Source organism: Streptomyces sp. NPDC051578, from assembly GCF_044454045.1.
Taxonomy (GTDB): Bacteria; Actinomycetota; Actinomycetes; order Streptomycetales; family Streptomycetaceae; genus Streptomyces.
Genome location: NZ_JBITDH010000002.1, coordinates 580561 through 601020 on the forward strand (window position 1 = coordinate 580561; position 20460 = coordinate 601020).

General features: G+C 71.5%; 18 protein-coding genes and 2 pseudogenes. 13 read left to right on the plus strand and 7 right to left on the minus strand.

Translation table 11 applies throughout. The features are described 5' to 3' along the window. Window positions 1-85 precede the first annotated feature (85 nt). Window positions 86-400, plus strand: coding sequence for a phosphatase PAP2 family protein (locus ACIA6C_RS13705; RefSeq protein ID WP_399276219.1), 315 nt, complete (start codon window positions 86-88; stop codon window positions 398-400). On the opposite strand, the gene ACIA6C_RS13710 is transcribed toward ACIA6C_RS13705, so the two are convergent. Next, window positions 364-1656 carry an APC family permease gene (locus ACIA6C_RS13710; RefSeq protein ID WP_399275406.1) on the minus strand — a complete coding sequence of 431 codons (1293 nt, stop codon included), beginning with the start codon at window positions 1654-1656 and terminating at the stop codon, window positions 364-366. The genes ACIA6C_RS13705 and ACIA6C_RS13710 overlap by 37 nt on opposite strands. A 295-nt stretch (window positions 1657-1951) precedes the next feature. Here ACIA6C_RS13710 and ACIA6C_RS13715 point away from each other — a divergent pair. After that, window positions 1952-2170, plus strand: a pseudogene (locus ACIA6C_RS13715) (glycosyltransferase); the annotation flags it as partial. 407 nt (window positions 2171-2577) lie between these two features. After that, window positions 2578-3213, plus strand: coding sequence for a glycosyltransferase (locus tag ACIA6C_RS13720; protein WP_399275408.1), 636 nt, complete (start codon window positions 2578-2580; stop codon window positions 3211-3213). A gap of 36 nt (window positions 3214-3249) precedes the next feature. Here the strand turns inward: ACIA6C_RS13720 and ACIA6C_RS13725 are convergent. Together ACIA6C_RS13725 and ACIA6C_RS13730 are read right to left on the minus strand one after the other, a co-directional pair. Further along, window positions 3250-3741: pseudogene (locus ACIA6C_RS13725) on the minus strand (GNAT family N-acetyltransferase); the annotation flags it as partial. 130 nt (window positions 3742-3871) lie between these two features. Then, window positions 3872-4393, minus strand: a complete 522-nt coding sequence (locus ACIA6C_RS13730) for a pyridoxamine 5'-phosphate oxidase family protein (RefSeq protein ID WP_399275410.1) — start codon at window positions 4391-4393, stop codon at window positions 3872-3874. A 227-nt stretch (window positions 4394-4620) separates the two neighbouring features. On the opposite strand from ACIA6C_RS13730, the gene ACIA6C_RS13735 reads away from it, so the two are divergent. The 7 genes from ACIA6C_RS13735 (at window position 4621) to ACIA6C_RS13765 (ending at window position 10609) form a co-directional block, all read left to right on the plus strand. Then, on the plus strand, window positions 4621-4908 hold the full coding sequence (locus ACIA6C_RS13735; protein WP_399275412.1) for a DUF4345 domain-containing protein: 288 nt from the start codon (window positions 4621-4623) through the stop codon (window positions 4906-4908). Window positions 4909-5231: 323 nt separating this feature from the next. Further along, window positions 5232-5699 (plus strand): MarR family transcriptional regulator, encoded by a 468-nt coding sequence (locus ACIA6C_RS13740; protein WP_399275414.1) that lies wholly within the window; start codon window positions 5232-5234, stop codon window positions 5697-5699. Window positions 5700-5905: 206 nt separating this feature from the next. Then, window positions 5906-6997 carry a PP2C family protein-serine/threonine phosphatase gene (locus tag ACIA6C_RS13745; RefSeq protein WP_399275416.1) on the plus strand — a complete coding sequence of 364 codons (1092 nt, stop codon included), beginning with the start codon at window positions 5906-5908 and terminating at the stop codon, window positions 6995-6997. Window positions 6998-7355: 358 nt separating this feature from the next. Then, window positions 7356-7952, plus strand: a complete 597-nt coding sequence (locus ACIA6C_RS13750; protein ID WP_399275418.1) for a hypothetical protein — start codon at window positions 7356-7358, stop codon at window positions 7950-7952. 162 nt (window positions 7953-8114) lie between these two features. Beyond that, window positions 8115-8582, plus strand: a complete 468-nt coding sequence (locus tag ACIA6C_RS13755; RefSeq protein ID WP_399275420.1) for a hypothetical protein — start codon at window positions 8115-8117, stop codon at window positions 8580-8582. A 133-nt stretch (window positions 8583-8715) separates the two neighbouring features. Further along, entirely contained in the window at window positions 8716-9315 is a 600-nt protein-coding gene (locus tag ACIA6C_RS13760; protein ID WP_361138971.1) for a hypothetical protein, read from the plus strand. Between the two features lie 268 nt (window positions 9316-9583). Continuing rightward, window positions 9584-10609: a serine/threonine-protein kinase gene (locus ACIA6C_RS13765; RefSeq protein WP_366079463.1), complete on the plus strand. Its 1026-nt coding sequence runs from the start codon at window positions 9584-9586 to the stop codon at window positions 10607-10609. Between the two features lie 120 nt (window positions 10610-10729). On the opposite strand, the gene ACIA6C_RS13770 is transcribed toward ACIA6C_RS13765, so the two are convergent. The 3 genes from ACIA6C_RS13770 to ACIA6C_RS13780 form a co-directional block, all read right to left on the minus strand. Continuing rightward, window positions 10730-10960, minus strand: a complete 231-nt coding sequence (locus ACIA6C_RS13770; RefSeq protein WP_399275422.1) for a response regulator transcription factor — start codon at window positions 10958-10960, stop codon at window positions 10730-10732. Between the two features lie 170 nt (window positions 10961-11130). After that, window positions 11131-13578, minus strand: a complete 2448-nt coding sequence (locus ACIA6C_RS13775) for a SpoIIE family protein phosphatase (RefSeq protein ID WP_399275424.1) — start codon at window positions 13576-13578, stop codon at window positions 11131-11133. A 161-nt stretch (window positions 13579-13739) separates the two neighbouring features. Beyond that, window positions 13740-14033: a hypothetical protein gene (locus ACIA6C_RS13780; RefSeq protein ID WP_399275426.1), complete on the minus strand. Its 294-nt coding sequence runs from the start codon at window positions 14031-14033 to the stop codon at window positions 13740-13742. Window positions 14034-14947: 914 nt separating this feature from the next. Here ACIA6C_RS13780 and ACIA6C_RS13785 point away from each other — a divergent pair. The 3 genes from ACIA6C_RS13785 to ACIA6C_RS13795 all read left to right on the plus strand — a co-directional run bounded on the left by ACIA6C_RS13785 (window position 14948) and on the right by ACIA6C_RS13795 (window position 17370). Continuing rightward, window positions 14948-16531, plus strand: a complete 1584-nt coding sequence (locus ACIA6C_RS13785; protein WP_399275428.1) for a DUF6777 domain-containing protein — start codon at window positions 14948-14950, stop codon at window positions 16529-16531. Window positions 16532-16759: 228 nt separating this feature from the next. After that, window positions 16760-16981, plus strand: coding sequence for a hypothetical protein (locus ACIA6C_RS13790; protein WP_366079468.1), 222 nt, complete (start codon window positions 16760-16762; stop codon window positions 16979-16981). Window positions 16982-17124: 143 nt separating this feature from the next. After that, window positions 17125-17370 (plus strand): DUF6158 family protein, encoded by a 246-nt coding sequence (locus tag ACIA6C_RS13795; RefSeq protein WP_399275430.1) that lies wholly within the window; start codon window positions 17125-17127, stop codon window positions 17368-17370. A gap of 69 nt (window positions 17371-17439) precedes the next feature. Here ACIA6C_RS13795 and ACIA6C_RS13800 read toward each other — a convergent pair whose 3' ends face one another. Beyond that, window positions 17440-19635 (minus strand): SpoIIE family protein phosphatase, encoded by a 2196-nt coding sequence (locus ACIA6C_RS13800; protein WP_399275432.1) that lies wholly within the window; start codon window positions 19633-19635, stop codon window positions 17440-17442. Window positions 19636-20460: the final 825 nt, after the last annotated feature.

Here is a 20460-nt window from a genome sequence, read left to right on the forward strand (position 1 = left end):
CCGCCGTGCCGACTGGGCGGCACCCGCCTCCGGCTCCGCCTTCCCCTCCGGCCACGCCACCACCGCCGCACTCACGGCCGGTCTGCTGGGCTGGGCGGTGGGGCGCCCCGCCGCCCCGGCCACCGCCCGCCTCTGCCGGTTCCTGCTCGCCTGCTGGGCCGCGCTCGTCGGCCTGACCCGCATCCATCTCGGCATGCACTGGCCCACCGATCTCCTCGGCGGCTGGCTCTACGCCCTCACCCGGCTCACCGCCGCCATGGCCGTGTACACCGTGGCGTACGGGGTCAGGTGCCCCGGGCGGCCGCCGGACGAGGACCGGTGCGGCGAGCACGGCACGCGCCGGCCGGGTAGCCGGCCGGCCCGTCAGGCGCGGGACACGAGCGCCCTGCGGAGGCCGTAGGCGACGGCGCCGACCGCGATCACCGCTGCGCCGCTCAGCACGGAGGCGGCGGGCAGGGCGAAGGCGAGGACCAGGCAGCCCGTGGCACCGACGGCCGGCACGATCCGCGGCACCATCCGCGGAACCATCCGCACGGGGCGTCCCTCGGCAGGGGTGAGCGTCCAGGCGGAGGCGTTGGCGATGGCGTAATAGACCAGGACGCCGAAGGAGGAGAAGCCGATCGCGCCGCGCACGTCCGTCGTGGCGGCGAGAACGGCGACGACCGCGCCGACGGCGAGTTCGGCGCGGTGCGGCACCTGGAACCGCGGGTGCACGGCGGCCAGCGCGTGGGGCAGGTGCCGGTCGCGGGCCATCGCCAAAGTGGTGCGCGAGACCCCCAGGACCAGCGCCAGCAGCGACCCGGTCGCCGCGACGGCCGCCCCGGCGCGCACCACCGGCGCCAGACCCGGGGCACCGGCGGCGCGGACTGCCTCGGCGAGCGGGGCGGCCGTGTGGGCGAGCCGGTCGGGTCCGAGGACCGCGAGGGCGGCGACGGCGACTGCCGCGTAGACGACCAGCGTGATGCCGAGCGCGAGGGGGATGGCCCGGGGGATGGTCCGCTCCGGGTCGCGCACCTCCTCGCCGAGGGTGGCGATGCGCGCGTACCCGGCGAAGGCGAAGAACAGCAGCCCGGCCGCCTGGAGCACACCGCCGAAGGTGGCGTCCGTCCCGGGCTCCAGCCGAGCCGCCTGTGCCGTGCCGCAGGTGAGGCAGGCGGTGACCACCGCCGCGAGCACCGCGAGGACGACCGCGACGATCGCGCGGGTCAGCCAGGCGGACTTCTGCACGCCGACGTAGTTCACCGCGGTCAGGGCCACCACCGCGGCGACCGCCACGGCGTGCGCCTGCCCCGGCCACACGTACGAGCCGACGGTGAGGGCCATCGCCGCACAGGAGGCGGTCTTGCCGACCACGAAGCCCCAGCCCGCCAGGTATCCCCAGAAGTCCCCGAGCCGCTCACGGCCGTAGACGTAGGTGCCGCCCGACCGCGGGTACCGCGCGGCCAGGCGCGCGGAGGAGGCGGCGTTGCAGTACGCCACCACCGCCGCCAGCGCCAGACCCGGCAGCAGCCCCGACCCCGCCGCCCCCGCGGCCGGCGCGAGCGCGGCGAAGACGCCGGCCCCGATCATCGACCCGAGCCCGATCACCACCGCGTCGAACACGCCCAGGTGCCGCCCCAGTTCCCCCGCACCGGCAGATGCCGCCGCCGTACCCATCGCCCGCTCCTCAACCACGGCCCACCGCCCTCAGGGTCCCGGCCCCGGGCAGCACACCCGTGCGCGGCGCCGGGTGCGTGTGTCCGGTGTCCGAAAGCCCGGCCGGGACCTCCCTGTCCGCAAACGTAGCCCTTACGGAGTTCCCTTGACTGTCACACCGGTCGATGAACGTGCGGCGATGCCCTGACGAACCTCTGGGTCGGCGGGCGGCCGGGAGCGTCCGCGTCGTGACGCGCGGAATGCGGCGAGTCGGGGGCGGGGAAGCGGCACACTGTCTGCCGTGAGGATTGTGATCATGACGGCCGGGTCGCGCGGCGACGTGGCGCCGTTCACGGGGCTGGGGGCCGGGCTGGTCCGAGCCGGACACCACGTGACGCTGGCGACCCACGGCCCGTTCGAGCCCCTCGTGTCGGGGTCGGGAGTGCACTTCGCGGCCCTGCCCGGCGATCCGATGGCCGAGCTGCACTCGGAGCGTGGCCGCGCCCTGCACGACAGCCGGACGGGAACCGGGAAACTGCTGCGGGCGGTGGCTCTCGCCCGGAGGGTGGCCGGGGAGATGACCCCGCTGCTGGTACGCGCGGCACGGGACGCGGACGTCGTCCTGGCCGGCGGGACGGTGGCGCCACTCGGCCACGCCATCGCCGAAGGCCTGTCCCGGCCCAGCCCGGGCCTCTTCTTGCAACCCCTGCACGGAACGCGCGAGTTCCCGCCCCCGATGCTCGGCGCGCACTCGTGGGGCCCGATGGGCAACCGGCTGGGGGGCCACGCCGTCGCCGCGGCCATCGACAGTGTCTTCACCGACGCCGCACGGGCGCTCGCCACCGACCACGCCCTGCCCCGACCACGCCCTGCCCCGACCACGCCCTGCCCCGACCCCGCCTGGCCGCGGCCCGACGGGCCCGCGAGCGGCAGGAGTGGCAGGTGTGGCACGGATTCAGCGAGCTGGTGGTGCCCCGACCCCGGGACGGGCGCCCCGGCCTCCACGTCTGCGGATACTGGTGGCCCCACGACACATCCAGCCGGCTCCCGGCAGAACTGGAGGGCTTCCTCGCGGCCGGCCCCGCCCCCGTCTACGTCGGCCTCGGCAGCGCCACCACGCCCAACCCCCAGCAGGTCAGCGCCCACGTCATCGCCGCACTGCGCGCCGCCGGACTACGCGGAGTGATCCAGCGCGGCTGGGCCGGCATCACGGCGACCGGCGACGACATGATCACCATCGGGGACGTCCCGCACTCCGTCCTCTTCCCCCGCATGGCCGCCGTCGTCCACCACGCGGGAGCCGGAACGACCGGCGCCGCGCTACGCGCAGGGGTGCCCTGCGTACCCGTCCCGATCCAGTTCGACGCCCACTTCTGGGCCTCCCGCCTGATCACCCTCGGCACCGCCCCCTGCGCCGTGCCCCTGCGCCGCCTGAACGCGGCCACCCTCGGCGCCCCGCTCCAACGGGCCACCACCGACCCCGCCTACGGCGCCCGCGCCCGGCGCATCGCCGACCGGCTGGCCGCGGAAGACGGCGTCGCTCCCGTCGCCGCGGCACTCGAACAGCTCGCCCGGTGACCGCCGAGCCCCGCTCCGGAGGACTGTCTCCGGATGACGGGCCAGCACGCGGGTGGTGCTGCCGTCGTCCTCCGTGATGTCCCGGACATGCTCGAAACCGATTCCGTCCAGCAGGGTCAGTGAGGCATCGTTCGGTGCGGCTACGGTGGCGTAGACCTCGGTCAGCCCGAGGGTCTCGAAGCCGTGAGCGACGATCGCCTCCGCCACCTCGGTCCCCAGACCCAACCCCCATGCGGCCGGGGCCAGAGCGTAGACGATCTCGTGGCCTCCGAGGAGGTCGGCCGGCTTGATCTCAGCGTGCCCGACCAGGAGTCCGTCGCGACGGACAGCCCAGACATCGAACAGTTCCCGGGCGTAGACCTTCGTGAAGATCCGCCCGAACAGGGCCCGGTCCGCTGCTTCGGAAGCGGGGCCGTCACCCATCCACTGCGACACCCTGGTGTCCTGGAACAGAGCGACGAAGTCCTCTTCGTCCTCGGGGGTGTACGGATCCAGCAGTAGCCGGTCGGTGCGCAGAGTCGGGGTCACGGGCGCCGACGCTACCCACGCGGCATCCAGGCCGGCAAACCACTTTCACCTGCGCGGCCACGTCACCGCCACGCCGCCGCACCAGAGCGACGAGGACACTTCGGTCTTTTCCGCAGTGACGGCATGAAGGTCACCGATTCGGCCATGTGTAGCGGGTCTCGCTGAACGTCGGTAGCTTGCCGAAAGCGAATCCCACCATCGGATCGATCCGATACAGCCTGACGTCGCCGACGATGACGGCCTCGCCCAACCCGTACCAGGTGCCGTCAGGGCTGGTCAGATGTGTGCCGTACTTCCGCTCGAAGTCCGTAGCAGCCGCTTCACGCTCGGAGCGCCCGTCCACCGTGTATGCGGCGCCCTCGATGACGACGTCCACACCGGTCAAGGCATTCGTGCCGGTGGTCAGCGCACAGCGGGGATTGCGCTCGAGATTTCGCGCCTTGCGCTCTTGGCCGCCCGTGGTGAAGCACATTCCGCCCAGACTCCATGCGGCCAACAATGGTGTCACGTGCGGTCGCCCGTCAGGCCGCACCGTGGACAGCCAGAACACCTCCGCCTCAGCCAGGACCGCCAACGCCGACGCCCACGGCGTCGCTCGCGCGCTCGGTGACGAGAAGGGTCCCAGTGAGACATCTGGTTCGCTGTTCAACATGTTGGGTCCTCCATCAGGCATGTTCCGTCATCGGCGCCGGTGAGCCGGCGCCACCCAGCCGACCCCTCATGATCTCGGATACGTCTGACGAGCCGTGGTGGTGATGACCCGAGTTCGCCGGGAAACTCATCGGTCCTGGTGCGCCGGGAGGCCGGCGCGGCCAGTCGGGGGCGGGGTCCTCGGCGAGCAGCGGGCGGAGGGCGCCGAGGACCGCGTTGCGGTTCGCCATGAGGCAGTCGAGGTGGACCTCCACGCCCTGGACGAGCTGTTCCACCAGGTTCCGCCGGCGCGACGGTCGACAGCTGGGCCGGTTCGCGGGGGCCGGCTTCGTCGGCTGCGGGCCGGCCTGGCTCTGGGCCGCCCGGCAGCGTCCGATCCCGTCCCGGGCGGTGCGGTGGCCGGCCGGAGTCTTCCCGCTGAGCGGCCTTGGCCGACTGCTCTGCCTCGCCGTACACGGCCGTCCGCAGTGGTTCCAGATGGCGCTGACGGTGATCGAGCTCGGCCTGCCGCGATGACGTGGGCGGCGCCGCTTCCGCCGCTCGGTGAAGGCCGCACGTGCCCCGCGCGCCGCACATGGGTGTTGCCGTACGTCAGGAGTCGGGGAGGGCGGGGGGCAGGGCAATCCCGGCCTGTCGGACCGAGAGCCGCGGTCGGCGGTGGCGCGGGCGCACAGGTCGTGGGCGAGAGGTCACCATTCGCCCGTCAGACCGCCACTCCGCGTCGACGGCGCCGGAAGATCATCTGCTTGACCGCAACAGCGCTTGAGGTCCTAGGGTCTCCTCATGACCTGCCAGAACGCGCAGGCTCCGAACCCGAAGCACCGGGAGGGGTCATCAACATGACGATCCGCCAGATCTCCGACGCCGAGCTCGCCGGACAGCCCGCCGCCTACTGGACGGGCGTCGCCTACGAGGCGCTCATCGCGTACACCCGGGCCCGGCAGGCCGAAAAGGGCTACACCCAGCCCCAGTTCTGGCTGCTGCGCAACCTTTCGAAGAACGACATCTCGCCCGACGGCGAGGGGATGACGCTGCCCCGGCTGCGGGAGGCCATGGCCTCCTACATCCGGCCCGAGGACGACCTGGCGGCGGAGGCCGAGGTGCTCCTGGAGCGCGGCTGGCTGAGCCGGGATGCCGAGGACCGGCTGTGGCTCACCGCGGACGGGGAACGAGCCCGCGTCGACCTCGCACGCACCGCCCCCGCGATCCGTGCCGCTCTCCACGAGGGCATAGACGACGCGGACTACGTCACCACGGTGAAGGTGCTCCGGCAGCTGATGCGCAACGCGGGAGGCACGGTCGCCTGACGGCCCCCCACCGGGCCCTGCCGTGGGGCGGTCGGTGATCGGCGGCGGGAGAATCCGGGCGGGTGACCTCGATACGGCGCGCAGCGCCGGGGGCCGGGCGGCCGGGGCCCGGCATGATCGACCCCAGCCCCGGCCGCGGGCCGGGCATGGCCGGCGGACCCGTTCTCGGAGTGCTGTGCCCTCATGGCGCAGATACCCTGGTAGGTGTGATCGAGTCTGGACGGCTGCGGCTCCGTAGGCGCCCCGGCCCGGGACGACTTGTGCGGCTGTCGCCGGTCATCCTGACCGTCGTGATCGCCAGCCTGGCCTACGCCACTCCGCCGGAACTGGCCTTCAGCCGCCTCCTGCCCGCGGCGCCGGCCCTCGCCGCCGCCATGTGGCCGGTGCTCCCCACCGTCCTGCTCGGTACCATCTGCCTCCTCCTCATGATCGGCCTCAGCCTCGTCTTCCCCGATCTGGGGACGTGGTGGACGGCCGCGGGGATCATCGCGGTCACCGTCGCCGCCGCGTACGGAAGCCATGTCCGGCTCCAGCGCGAGCGCACGCTCTTCCAGGTACGACTTGTCGCCGACGCGGCCCAGCAAGTGGTGCTGAGCCCTCTGCCGCGTCGGATCGGGGGCATCGAGATCGAGTCGCTGTACCTCGCGGCCGCGGCGGAGGCCCGGATCGGCGGGGATTTCTACGAGGTGGTCGACACGCCGTACGGGGTCAGGCTGCTCATCGGTGACGTGCGGGGCAAGGGCCTGCCGGCAGTGGGCGCGGCAGCGGCGATCGTCAACGCCTTCCGGGAGGCGGCCTACGGGGAGGCCGACATGGTCGACGTCGCACGCAGACTGGACGCCAGCAGCGTCCGCTACAACGCCGCCTTTCCCCCCGAGGGGCCGATGGAGCGCTTCGCCACCGCCCTCCTCGCCGAGATCCCGCACGAGGGCAGGCACATCCGCATCCTCAACTGCGGCCACCCCCCGCCGCTGCTCCTGAACCGGGGGAAGCTCCGTGTCCTCGAGTCCGCCACCCCCGCGCCGCTGCTCAGCCTCGCGGAGCTGATCGGAGACCGGTACAACGTCGACACGTTCGACTTCACCCACGACGACCTGCTGTTTCTCTACACCGACGGGATCGCCGAGGCGCGCGCCCGCGACGGTGAGTTCTTCCCGTTGGCGGCTTGGATGCGCAAACAGCCCCCCACACCGCCCCGCGAACTGCTCGCGGCTCTGCACCGCGATCTCCTCCACTACAGCAGGGGCCGCCTCGAAGACGACATCGCCGCCCTCGCCGTACGTCTGCGCGAGTCCTGAGGCGCGGTAGCCGTCAGGCGCGTTGACCGTTGCCCGGCGATGGGCCGGCCACGTTTCGCCGGCGACGTTCTGCCGGTCACGGCGCCCCCGGTGATTTCTGGCCCGTGCCCTTCCGTGGCCTTTTCCGGCCCCCCTTTTAGAGGGTGCTGAGGCACCTGTCAAGCCCCGACATTCCGGAACGTGACCCGGGTGTGCCGGTCGGCGCTTACTTGTGGTGCGGGCCTCACCGAAAAGGAAACGAGGCAAGACGGAAGAAACGAAATACCTCGCAGAGGATTCTTTCTCCCACCCATGTCACCGCATCCGTCCCGGAATTCCGGGACGGTCACTCGCCCCTCAGCACAAGTAGGAGAAAGTCATGAACCGCAAGATTCGCACCAACAACGTCGCCCGTCCCAACCGCCGAGGTTTCCGCCTCGCGACGCTGGTCGCTTCGGCTGCTGTGATCACAGGAGGAATCGCGCTTCCGGCCTCCGCCGCGGTGGCCGCCCCGGTGCCCGCCCACGTGGTGGCAGCCTTCCCGACCGCTGGAGGCGCCGGAGGCGACGGTGGTGACGGCGGGGGCGGCCTCGTCGGCGGCGGTGGCGGCTCCGGCGGCTCCGGGGGCGGCAGCGTCCTGGGCGTCGGCGGCAACGGCGGCAACGGCGGCAAGGGCGGGGACGGTGTCCTCTCCGGTGGCGGCGGTGGCGGCGGCGGTGGCGGCGGCGACGGCGTGATCGGCGGCAACGGCGGTAAGGGTGGCGACGGCGGGGGCGGCCTCTTCGGCGGCAACGCCGGTGGCGGCGGTGGCGGCGGCGACGGCGTCCTGATTGGCGGGAACGGCGGCAAGGGCGGCAAGGGCGGCGACGGCGTCTTCCAGGGCGGCAACGGCGGCAAGGGCGGCAAGGGCGGCTTCGGCGGCATCTTCGGCGGCCTTGGCGGCGGCGGTGGCGCCGGCGGGCGCAGCATCTTCTGAGCCGGCCCCGGTCCTGGGGTGGAGGCACCCGGTGCCTCCACCCCCCCAACCTCCAACCCCCTATCCATCCATCCCCTGATCGGCCCCGGCGCCAGTCCGGCGACATCCGGGACGCAGAGCCCGCAAGCGAATACCCGTGCATACGGAAACGGAGAACCCCCCATGTTCAGAAGTACCTGGCAGCGTCCGCTCATCCTGGCGGCGGCCTCCCTGGCTCTCTTCACCGGCACGGCGTGCGCCGCGCAGCCGTCCGCGTCCCACACCCCGGCCAGCCTCAGCATCCCGGCGGCCGCCGACCACCCGAAGCCCTGTGCCGCGATCGGCAAGGGCGGGGAGGGTGGTGAGGGCGGCAAGGGCGGTGAGGGCGGCAAGCCCGGTCAGCCGGGTCAGCCCGGCCAGCCCGGCCGCCCGGGTTGCCTTCGGTTCGACGACCTGCCCGACAAGCCGAAGTCGAAGCTGTCGGTGGTGGACAAGGTGTACATCGTCATGGTGCTCATCGCCGACGACTCGGACGAGACGAAGGAGAAGATCGCCAAGAAGTACGACGTGTCCCACGACCAGCTCGACACCTGGAAGAAGGACTACCTCGACGGCAACTGGTTCGCCCTGATGGGCGGGGACCCTTCCTGAACCCGCACCACGCGGGGGTGGTGAACCAGGGGCGGAAAGTCTCGGGGAAACCTCGGGGAAACGACGAGGCCGGCGGAATCCCACCGCCGGCCTCCGCGTACAAAATGCGATCTCTACGGCAAGGGTGAATGTCATGCGTGTGCGTTCTTGGAAGTTCCGTCTCGGTCTCGTCATCTCTTCGACCCTGGTGGGCGCCGGTGCGATGGCGCCGGCGGCCACGGCAGCGCCGACGTACGAGCCGGCCGCGGCATCCGTCGGCCACTCCCTCGGCTCGCCGTTGGGCACCGGTGACGGCCGCTCGGGCGGGGGCCGGTTCACGGCCGCCGGCTCCGTGCTCGGCAACGTCAAACTGGGCAACGGCAGCGTCAAGGTCGGCAATGGCAGCGTCCGCGTCGGTGATCGGATATGCGCGGGCAACTGCACGGGATCGGTGAACGGCACCAAGGGCGGCAACGGCGGCATCTGCGCCGGGCTGTGCAACGGCAGCGCCAACGGTGGCGACGGCACGGACGGCGGGCCGGGCGGCAACGGCACGAACGGCGGCAAGGGCGGTATCTGCGCCGGGGTCTGCAACGGCAGCGCCAACGGCGGCAACGGCGGCAACGGCGGGGCCGCGCCCCCCGGTGGCGACGGCGGCGACGGCGGTCGCGGCGGCAACGGCGGCATCTGCGTCGGCACCGGCTGCGAAACCAGTGGTCAAGGCGGCCGCGGCGGCAACGGCGGCGCCGGCTGACGGCCGCCGGCGACCTCGGTGCCCGGCGGTGGAAGTGGTGGTTCGACCGCCTTCCGCCGCCCGGCACACATGTGGATCACTGGATAGACTTCGGGTAGGCAGTGTCGTCCGACGGGCGACGCTCGCGTCCGGCGGCGCGACGCGCGGCGTGCGTGCGGAGGCCGCCCACGGACCATCGAGGACGGGGTCGGCATGATCGACACCTTCACCCACGGGCACCTGAGCGGCGCCGGGCCCCGTCGGTCCGGCCGGGGGACGGGGGCGCCCGATGAGTTCGCGACCTGACCTCAGCGTCTACACGGGTCGGGCCTCCGGCCTGATCGGCAAACAGATCGCGGGCTACCGGGTCGACAGCATGATCGGCCGCGGGGGCATGGCCGTCGTCTACTGCGCGAAGGACCTGCGCCTGGACCGGACGGTCGCGCTCAAGCTGATCGCTCCGGAGCGCGCCCGCGACGACACCTTCCGGCGCCGCTTCACCCACGAATCGAGGGTGGCCGCGCAGATCGACCACCCGCACATCGTTCCGATCTACGAGGCCGGTGAAACCGACGGCGTCCTCTACATCGCGATGCGTTACGTGGCCGGTCCGGACCTGCGGGCCCTGCTGGACCGGGAGGGGCCGCTCCCCGTCGCGACCGCCCTGCGCATCGGCACCCAGGTGGCGTCCGCACTCGACGCGGCCCATGAGCACGACCTGGTGCACCGGGACGTCAAGCCCGGCAACATCCTGGTCACCACGGGCACCGACAGCGACCACCCGGAACACGTCTACCTCACCGACTTCGGACTGACGAAGAGGTCCCTCGCGCTCACGGGGTTCACCACCGCCGGCGAGTTCGTCGGCACGGTCGACTACATGGCACCGGAACAGATCTCCGGCCGGCCGGTGGAGGGCAGGTGCGATCTCTACAGCCTCGCCTGTGTCGTCTACGAGTCCCTCGTCGGCGGGCCCCCCTTCGACCGCGGCGACGACGTGGTGGCGCTGCTGTGGGCGCACCAGTACGACCCGCCCCCGTCCCTGACCGACAGGCGGCCGGGGATCGCGCCCGCAGCCGACGAGGTCATGGCGAAGGCCCTGGCGAAGATCCCCGAGGACCGTTACGGCTCCTGCCTGGAATTCATGGCGGCCCTGCGTGCCGCGACGGGGGTCGGCGCCGGCAAAGACGCCGAGGCGGCCGAGGTGTCGTCGCCGGCTGCCCCGCGGCATCCTGCGACGGTGAAGAACACGCCGCCGCCCCGGCCTCCCCGCTGGGCGCGGCCGGTCTTCCGCCACCTTCCGGGAACGGCGTAGCGCGGCGCACGCACGAACGTCCCCGCCCCTACCCGACGGATGCGGGTGGGACGGGGACGCGCGGGAACCGGGACGGGGAGCGTTGCGGGGGAGACCGGAGTGGTGGGGGAGGGCGGAGGGTCACAGGCCGAGGGAGATGGCCAGCCGGGTCATTTCCGCCGTGCTGTTGATGCCCAGCTTGGCCCGGATGCGGCGGAGGTAGGCGTCGACCGTGTGCTTGGAGAGTCCCATGTGCCGGGCCGTCTGCAGGTAGGTGCACCCGGCGGCGATGTGTCGCAGGGCCTCCTGCTCTCGCGGGGCCAGCGCGGGGGTAACGGTGGAGGTCTGCGGCGTGGCGAGTGTGAGGCTCATGGGATTTCCTCCGACGGATCGGATCGGTCATCGCTGCTCACGCCCTCGGAAGCAGGGGACATATGCATGAATGTCGCTTTTTGTCCCTGCTAAAAGCTTGGCCGCGCGACGTCATGGCCGTGTCCGCCGACTGTCACAGGCGCGTCACAGGGAACACCGCGCGCGCGTCCTCAGAACCCGACGAGGGACTGCTCGGCCCAGATGGTCTTTCCGACGGGGGCGTGCCGGGTGCCCCAGCGCTGGGCGAGCTGGGCGACCAGCAGCAGCCCGCGCCCTCCCTCGTCGAAGATCCGGGCGCGCCGCATGTGGGGGGCAGTACTGCTCGCATCGGAGACTTCGCAGATCAGAGTGCTGTTCTCGCTCTCGTGGATCAGCCGCAACTGGATCGGCGGCTCGCCGTAGCGGATGGCATTGGTGACGAGTTCGCTGACCACGAGCTCGGTGACGAAGCCGGCCTCCTCCAGACCCCACGCCGCCAGTTGCTCGGTGGTGTACCGGCGGGCCTGGGCGACGACGGAGGGATCGGAGTCGAGGTCCCATACGACGACCTGGTCGGCGTGCAGGGCCCGGGTGCGGGAGACGAGCAGGGCGACGTCGTCCTCGGGAGGGTGGGTCAGCATGGCGGTCAGGACGCGGTCGCAGACCGTCTCCAGGGTGGAGGCGGGCCGGATGAGGGCCTCGAACATGTTGTCCAGGGCGTCGTCGATGTCGTGGTCGCGGGCCCGGAGCAGACCGTCGGTGTACAGGGTGAGGATGCTGCCTTCGGGAAGTTCGACCTCCGCGGCCTCGAAGGGCAGGCCCCCCAGGCCCAGGGGCGGGCCGGCGGGCACGTCGAGGAGGTAGGCGGAGCCCTCCGGGGAGACCACGACGGGCGGGGGATGCCCGGCCCGGGCGACCGTGCAACGCCGGGTGACCGGGTCGTAGACCACGTACAGGCAGGTGGTGCCGATGCCCCCGGCGGCCTCCGCGGACGCGTCCTGGTCCGCCTCGTCGGCGGAGAGGTGGATGATGAGGTCGTCGAGGTAGGTGAGCAGCTCGTCGGGCGGCAGGTCGACATCGGCCAGGGTCCGTACCGCGGTGCGCAGCCGGCCCATCGTGGCGGTGGCGCGGATGCCGTGGCCGACGACGTCACCGACGACCAGGGCCACCCGCGCACCGGACAGCGGGATCACGTCGAACCAGTCGCCGCCCACACCGGCCCCCGTACTGGCGGGCAGGTAGCGCGAGGCGATCTCCAGTGCGGCCTGCGTCGGCATCGTGTGCGGGAGCAGACTGCGCTGCAGCGTCATCGTGGTGGTGTGCTCCCGGGTGAACCGGCGCGCGTTGTGGATGCCGACGGCCGCTCTGGTCGTCAGTTCCTCGGCCAGCCACAGGTCTTCCGGCTGGAACGGCTCCCGGTGCTGGTGACGGGTGAAGAAGGCCAAGCCGAAGGTGATGCCGTCGGCGCGCAACGGCAGGACCATCATCGAATGGGTCCCGTCCCCGCTGATCCGGGCGGCTCCCGCGTCCTGGGCCACCCATCGGGCGATGCCCGGGTCGGCACTCCCGTACACGGCGCCCCGGCCCGCGGCCAGGCACTCCACGGGCGGTGACAGCGGCGGATAGACGGTCGTCTCGCCCACCCCGACCTCGGCCTCCGCTTTTCCCCCGAGGATCGAACGCGCGGCGGTGCGGCGCGCGGCGACGGGCCCCGCCGCGGGGCGGGCAGACGGCTCGTCACCGCGCGGGGGTGGCTCCAGCAGGTCGATGACGGCGAAGTCGGCGAGCCGGGGAACGGCGATGTCCGCCAGTTCCTGCGCGGTGCGGGCACTGTCGAGGGTGGTACCGATGACGGGGTCCGCATGGTCGGGCAGGAGCATCTCCCGACGGTCGGCCTCGGTGGCGGTCCGGTCGTGCGCGGCCAGGTACACGGCGACGACCCGGCCGTCCGGATCCCGCAGAGGAGCCAAAGAGGTGGCCCAGCCGCGCTTCTCCGGGTCGGCGCCCGGGGATCGGACGAAGGCGTTCACGTACTGGGGTTCGCCCGTCTCCAACGTCAGCCGCATACTCCGCTCGGTTTCGTCGCTCACCGGATCCGGCGCGATCTCGGGCAGGCGCAACCCGCGCATCTCGGACTCCCTGAGCAGGAGCGCGCGTTCCATGCCGGCGTTCGCCCGCAGCAGCCGCAGCTCCGCGTCGAAGATCGCCAGGACGCAGGGGGACTGGGTGAAGGCCCATTCGTTCAACGCGTCGTCCAACGGCGGGCGCAGTCCCGCCGTCACGGCGCACACCACGGACCATCGGGTGGTCCCGCCCGTGGACGTCCAGCGGTGCGCGAGCAGCCCCTGTTCCAGCCGTAGGCCGTTACGGTGCCGCAGCGCCACGGTGCCGCTCCACCGGTCCTGCCCGGGCGGTAGCCGCCACACCGTATCGGCGGCGGTCGCGCCGTCGGCGAGCAGGCGGGCAGCGGGCAGACCCACGACCTCCGAGGGGGCGTAACCGAGCAGACGACGGGCACCCTCACTCCACTCGGTGACGGTGCCCTGGTCGTTGATGCCGGCCGTGGCCGAGTAAGCCGGCTCGGGGGAGGCGTCCGTCTTCTCCGGGTACTCACCGGGAGAGGTGGGAGGTCGCTCCATCGTCGCTCATCTCGCCCTCGCTCGTTTCCTGCCCGTCGGCCCACGGGAACCTGCACGGGGCTTCACTGACAAGCATCATCCGGCGGGGCGACGAGCACCAACGCAGCGTGCGGGCCGGGCTCCCCCGAGAGCCCGACCCGCGCCCTCACCTCTCGCGCTTGTCAGTGGTGGTCGTGCCAGTGGTGGTGCCAGTTGTTGTGCCAGTAGTGGTGCCAGTAGTGGTGGTGCCAGTGGTGGTAGTCGTGGTCGTGGTCGTCGTCATGCCGGTCGTGTCGCCAGTCGTGGCCCTGGACGACGCTCGCCACAGGGCTGGCGGGCATCGCGGACACCGTCGCCGCGGAGGCCGGGAGAATGGCGGCACCGGACAGCAGGGCGCCCGAGACCACGATCATCGCGAGGCGGAAGCCCCGACGGTTGGTGCGGGCGTTGTCAGTGACGTGAGCGTTGCTGGTCATGAGTTTCTCCTACTGATGAGTGTGCCGATATTGGGCTGATCCGACGGACCGTCCTTTCAAGGTGCCGATTCCGGCGATGAGGAACATTCCGGAGACGAATTCCGTCTTGCCGTTCTGCCCTTTTCGCTTTCTCGGCGAGGTCCGTGCTTCAAGTAGGCCCGACCGGCCGGACAGGGTCATGTTCCGAGGACTCGGGACTTGACGCCGTCGTAAGGGCCCGGTAAATGCGGCGCGAACCGTCGCGGTCCGGCGGTGCGGTGCCGCGCGTTGCGCCGGGCACGACCTCGTCCGTCTTGGCGGAACCGGAAGGGGGCGGCCCGCAGCAGTCCGCAGCGGCCCGGCGCGGACCGGGGCGTTGTCGAGGCCGTCGGGGCTTCCCCGTTCCGCCGTACCAGCCCCTCCGGCTCTGCTCCCCCTGGCAGCCGCCCGGCACCGGCGTTTGTCAAGTCACGAAGAGTCGCGCCATGACGCGCCCCCAGGCCAGGGGCCTACTCAAGACCTGGGCCGCCACAGCGAGTGGCCCACCCGCGTCAGCTCGGGAGGGGACGGGACCGTCCGGTTGCGTCTTCACCTTCTTCGCGGGAGCGGAATTTTCAGGAATCACGTCCCTGGGATGTGGAGCCATAATGGCGAGAGGAGCAGGCAATGCGGATGACCATCGTTTCCCCGATGTCCCACGACGAGGGGAGAGTGTCGTGACTTCCCTACCTCCTTCGTCCGAGCGCCCCAGCGGCCCCCCTTCCGGTCCGTTGTCCGGTCGGCCGACGGATGAGCAGCCGTCGCCGCCCGGCCTGCCGCCGCCCACGGGACCACCGCCCCCGTCAGGGCCTGCCGCCCCGTCCGGCGGCGGCGAGCCGGGTGGGCCGGGTCGGCGCCCGGGAGAACAGGCCCACCGGTGGCGGTCGCGCAAAACCGTGCTGAGTGCCGGCGCGGCCGTCGGCATCGCTACGGCGGTGGTCCTCGCCTTCACCGTCATGGGCGGTAACACGGCGAGCGGCGGCGAGGTCTTCCTCCAAGCCACCTCTGCGGCCGGAATCGATCCGTTCACTCCCTCGACGGCCACGGCGTCCGAGGCGACCGAGGTCACGCCGGCCATGGCCAACACCTCGGGCGCGAGCGGTACGCGCACTCTTCAGGTCGACGGCGCGCAGCCGGGGCTGTACGGAGGCACGCGGAACGTCGCGAGCTGCAACGTCGAGAAGCAGATCCAGTTCCTCGCACAGCACACGGACAAGCGCAGGGCCTTCGCAGAACCCCTGGACATCCAGGAGTCCGCCGTTCCCTCCTATCTGCGGTCACTGACGCCCGTTCGGCTGAGCTGGGACACCCGGGTCACCAATCACGGGTACCGGAACGGCCAGGCCACCAGTTTCCAGGCAGTCCTGCAGGCAGGTACGCCCGTCCTGGTGGACAACCGCGGCGTACCGAGGGTCCGCTGCGCCTGCGGAAACCCGCTGGCTCCGCCCGTCGCCGTCAAAGGCAAGCAGGCGTACAGCGGCAAGCAGTGGACGTCCTTCCGGTCCACCGATCTCGTTGCGGTCAAGCCCGCCGCGAAGCCGGTGAAGGCCGTCACGATGTTCGATCAGAACCACAAGGACTGGTACCAGCGCCCGAGCGGCGACGTGCAGGGTCGGCACGACCACAAGATTCCTGCCCCCAGCGGCCAGAAGCCCGACTCGCCGTACCCGCTCCTCCCCGTGGCCCCTCAGGAACCGGTGGTGAAGCCCCCGGAAACACACCAGAACAAGGTGCCGGACAAGGAGCAGAACCCGGGCCAGGACCAGAACAAGGTCCCTGAGCAGAACCACAAGCAGGACCAGAACAAGGTCCCGGACAAGAACCAGAACCCGGGGCAGGACCAGAACAAGATCCCTGAGCAGAACCACAAGCAGGACCAGAACAAGGTCCCGGACAAGAACCAGAACCCGGGCCAGGACCAGAACAAGGTCCCTGAGCAGAACCACAAGCAGGACCAGAACAAGGTCCCGGACAAGAACCAGAACCCGGGCCAGGACCAGAACAAGCAGGACCAGAACAAGGTCCCCGAGCACAACAACAACCAGGACCAGAACAAGGTCCCGGACAAGAACCAGAACCCGGGCCAGGACCAGAACAAGCAGGACCAGAACAAGGTCCCGGACAAGAACCAAAACCCGGGTCACGACCAGAACCCGGGGCAGGACCAGAACAAGGTCCCCGAGCACAACAACAACCAGGACCAGAACAAGGTCCCGGACAAGAACCAAAACCCGGGTCACGACCAGAACAAGATCCCTGAGCAGAACCACAAGCAGGACCAGAACAAGGTGCCCGACAAGAACCAGAACCCGGGGCAGGACCAGAATAAGGTCCCTGAGCAGAACCACAAGCAGGACCAGAACAAGGTGCCCGACACGAACCAGAACCCGGGTCAGGACCAGAACAAGGTCCCTGAGCAGAACCAGAACCAGAACCAGAACCCCGGCCAAGACCAGGGCAACAAGCCGGACCAAGGATGACGGTTCGCGCTCCCTCCCTGGGGCCGGCAGTCACACAGGCGCCCGACTGGGATTTCCCAGGCGGGCGTCCGTCATTGAGGCTCCTCAAACACCGGACGGACGGCGAGGCACCCGCCGCCGGCCGCTGAGCGGCACCGTGCCGATGCTCGGCGGCATGACATATGTACCGGTGAAGACATGATTCGCCGCCCTATGGGTGGGGCTGTCGCGCTCCCTAGACTTCACAGCATGTCGAAAACACACGAATTCGGACGCGACGACTCCTGGGAAGGAGTCGTCATCCACAAGTCCCGGGGCATGCTCGACGGCTCCAACATGTACCACTTCGTCGAGATCCGCCTCGCCGACGGCGAATCCGCCAAGGTCCGTATCGGCCGCCAGCTCTGGAAGTCGATCGCGGTCGGCGATCGGATCGTCAAGCGGCCGGACGCCGACCCGGCCAAGGCGTAGCCCCCACCACTGCTGCGGGGCGCCTCGCGTCGGGACGGGCAGGCGTCCCCGACGGGCAGCATGATGGAGGGAGCGGCCCGCGGGCCGCCCGGGGCGGTCCTGCGTCCGCCCCCTCATGCGTGAGCAAGGGAGGCGCACCTGCGATGACGGATCACCAGGGCGGCCCGTCGGCCCAGGACCTCGAGGAAAGTGTGCTGCTCAAGGAGCTGGAGGCCATTCACCGCACCCGCCACGAGACCCTGCTGCACGGGTCGGACGATGCGCTGGCCACCCACACGAAGCGGATGCACGAGCTGGAAGACGAGTATCTGCGCCGTCACCCCCAGCGCGCCCAGACCCCGTCCCGCACCCGCTCGGGCGCCCGGGCGCGTACCGCCGACGGGGACTGAGGCCACGGGAGCGGTGGCGCTGACCCCGACCCCGGCCGGACCGGGAAATCTTGTCGGTCGGGGTGGTGATCACCGCCGCGGTGCCGGATGCGCCGAGGCCGGTTGGGGGCGGATGAGGAGCAGGGCGATGTCGTCGGTGCGGTTCGCGGTGTGCTGGGCGTAGCCGATGAGACTGTCGGCGAGCACGTCGAGATCCTGGCTCTCCGCCCGTGCGAGGTGCCGGGCGAGCGCGTTCGTGCTCTGGCCGATGTCGGCGCCGGGGGTTTCCACGAGTCCGTCGGTGTAGAGCACGAGGACGGTGCCGGGCGGGAGGGCGACGACGGTGGTGGGGTAGTCGGCGTCCGGGTCGATGCCGAGGAGCAGTCCGGGCGGCACGGTCAGGGTCTCGGCGCGGCCGTCGGGGTGCCGCAGCAGAGGAGGCGGATGCCCGGCGGTGACGATGTGGGCGCACTGCCGGGTGAGGTCGATACGGGCGATCAGACAACTGGTGAACAGGCCGGGGTCCAGATCGGCGAGGAGGCGGTTGGTGCGGGCGAGGACGGCGTCGGGTGGTGTGCCGGCGGTGGCATGGGCGTGGACGGCGGTGCGGATCTGTCCCATGAGGGTGGCGGCCTTGAGGTTGTGGCCCTGGACGTCGCCGATGACGGCTACCGCCGTGGTCGGACTGGGGTGGATGAGGTCGTAGAAGTCGCCGCCGATGTCCATGCCGTGGGCGGCGGGGAGATAACGGGCGGCGACTTCCAGGCCGGGCACCGAGGGGAGGATCTGTGGCAGCAGGGCGGTCTGGAGGGTGTGGGCCAGGTCGTGTTTGGCGTCGTAGAGGCGGGCGCGGTCCAGGGCCTGGGCGATCAGTCCTGCCAGTGAGGTCAAGAGGGCGCGTTCGGCCGGATTGAACGCGCGCGGGCGGTCGTAGGACAGGACGAGGGAGCCGACCATGTTTCCGGCGGCGGTCAGGGGGAGGAAGGCGTAGGCGCTCCGGTCGGCGTAGCGGGGGGCGGAGGGGTAGTCGCTCTGGAAGTCGGCGTAGGTCGCGTAGAAGACGGGGGCACCGGTGGTCAGGGCGCGCAGGTGAGGGGTGTGCGCAGTCAGGGGGGTGCCGTCGAAGCGGTGGACGAATTCGGCGCTGTAGCCGCGGTGGGCGACGACCCGCAGACGGCCTTCTTCCATGGTCAGCAGCGCCAGCCCCTGCGGCCCGAAAGCAGGCACCAGCTGGTCGGCGACGAGCTCGGCGACGTCCTTCACGCCGACGGCTTCGGCCAGCGCGACCGCCAGGTGAGTGAGGTGGTACAGGGCTGTCGCGCCCACCGGCTCGCCGGACACCGGAGGCGGCTTCGGGTGCGGGTCCTGGTCCTGGTCCTGGCCCGGGTCCGGGCCTGGGTGCGGATGCGAGGGAGATTGCGGTGCGGTGACGGGGGTGATGTGGACGCTGATGCCGTGCTCGTCCGGGTACAGCCGGAATTCCAGGCGGTTGCCCGGTGACCGCAGGGTGGTGAATCCGGTGGGACTGCTGGTCACCACCGCTTCGCGGTAGCGGTCTTCGAAGACGGGGTCGTGCAACCACGCCAGTGCTTCCCACGGGCGCCTGCCCAGCAGTTCGGCGGCGCCGTGGCCGAGCAGATCGGCGGCCGCCGGATTGAGGAACGTGATGCGGCCCTCCGGGTCGAGGGCGCAGCAGCCGAGGGGCAGGCGCTCGGCGAAGGCGAGTGCGGCCATCGCCTGGGCCGGGTCGGACGGGCTCACCTGGGCCGGGGTCAGGACGCGCGGCTCCTCGGCGACGGGCAGCGGTCCGCCGCTGTCGGCGGCGTGGCGAAGCAGCCGTCCGGCACGCCGGCACCCGGCGGTGAGCGCTGCGCGTTCGTCGGCTCCGAGCTGGGGTGGGTGCCAGGCGGGCCACAGGAGCACGATGCCGCCCTGCACCGGCCCGCCGTCGCTGAAAGGCTCTGCGGCGAGCATGAAGTCGTACGGCAGTACGATCCCCAGTCGTGGGAAGAGGCGGGCCGTCTCCTCCTGGCTGCCCAGCCACACGAGGCGGTCCTCGCGGATCGCCTCCGACACGGGGATCTTCGCGGCCAACGGGACCCTCGCCCACGGGGCGGCGATCTGCCGGGTCACTCCGTAGACGAGTACCAGTCTCAGCACGGTTTCACCAGGTGGCAGGACGTACACCAGACCCACCGACGCGCGGGTCTGCCGCACCACGTCCGCGAGAACCGCGTCCAGCGGCTCCCGGCCGGCGTCGGCCTCGGCGCCCGGCCAGGCGGGCATGTTCCTCACCGGCCCCGGGGGGCGGCGGAGCCCCGCCCCGGTCGGTCGTACCACCGTGACGCGCGCTCAGGCAGGAGCGGCTGCGAAGCACGCTGCTGCGCGACCACCCGGATCCGGAATGACAGCACCTGGCCCCCGGCGGTCCCTCCCACCCGGTCTTGAGCCGCCTCGTACCCCCGGCGGCGTGCGCGGCAGGAGGCCTGCCGGTGCGCCGGAAGGCGGTACCGGCGGCCCGGGGCCGCCGCCGGCCCCGAAAGCGGAACACCGCACCAGCCACACCGCGCGTTACCCACAAGCGGACCATACGCCCGCCGGGCCCTGACGGCATCCCCCCGAGGAGCGGGCGAAACGGGGTTCGTCCCGAGCGGCGACCCACGGGGGATCGCTCCAGCGGAACGACGGCGGGGCGAAGCCCCACCCGGTTCGGACGCCTGGTCCGCCCACTTGATCCGACTGCTCACCCGCCCCGCACGGCGAAGCGAACGGCGCGCGCGACGCCTGCCCCCACCGCGTCCCGCGCCGCAGCCGTGCCCGCGGGTTCCCCCGAACGGCCGAGGTTGGGCCGCGAGCACGGGGCATGCGCGCGGTGCACGGTCGGCAGGTGACCGAGCTCGGGGATGAGCACGCCGTGCCCCCTTGAAGGAGGGGACGTCACCGTCCCGACCGCTGCGGTGGGGACGGTGGCGATCTGCCGGATGTCGGATCCGGGTCGGTGCTGTGTCCGCACCCCGTCAGCGTCCGCACCCCGTCAGCATCCGAGGACCTGACGCACATTCGGGTGGATTCAGTACTTTCTCGGCGTCCCGGGGGCATGTCCCCCGCCAG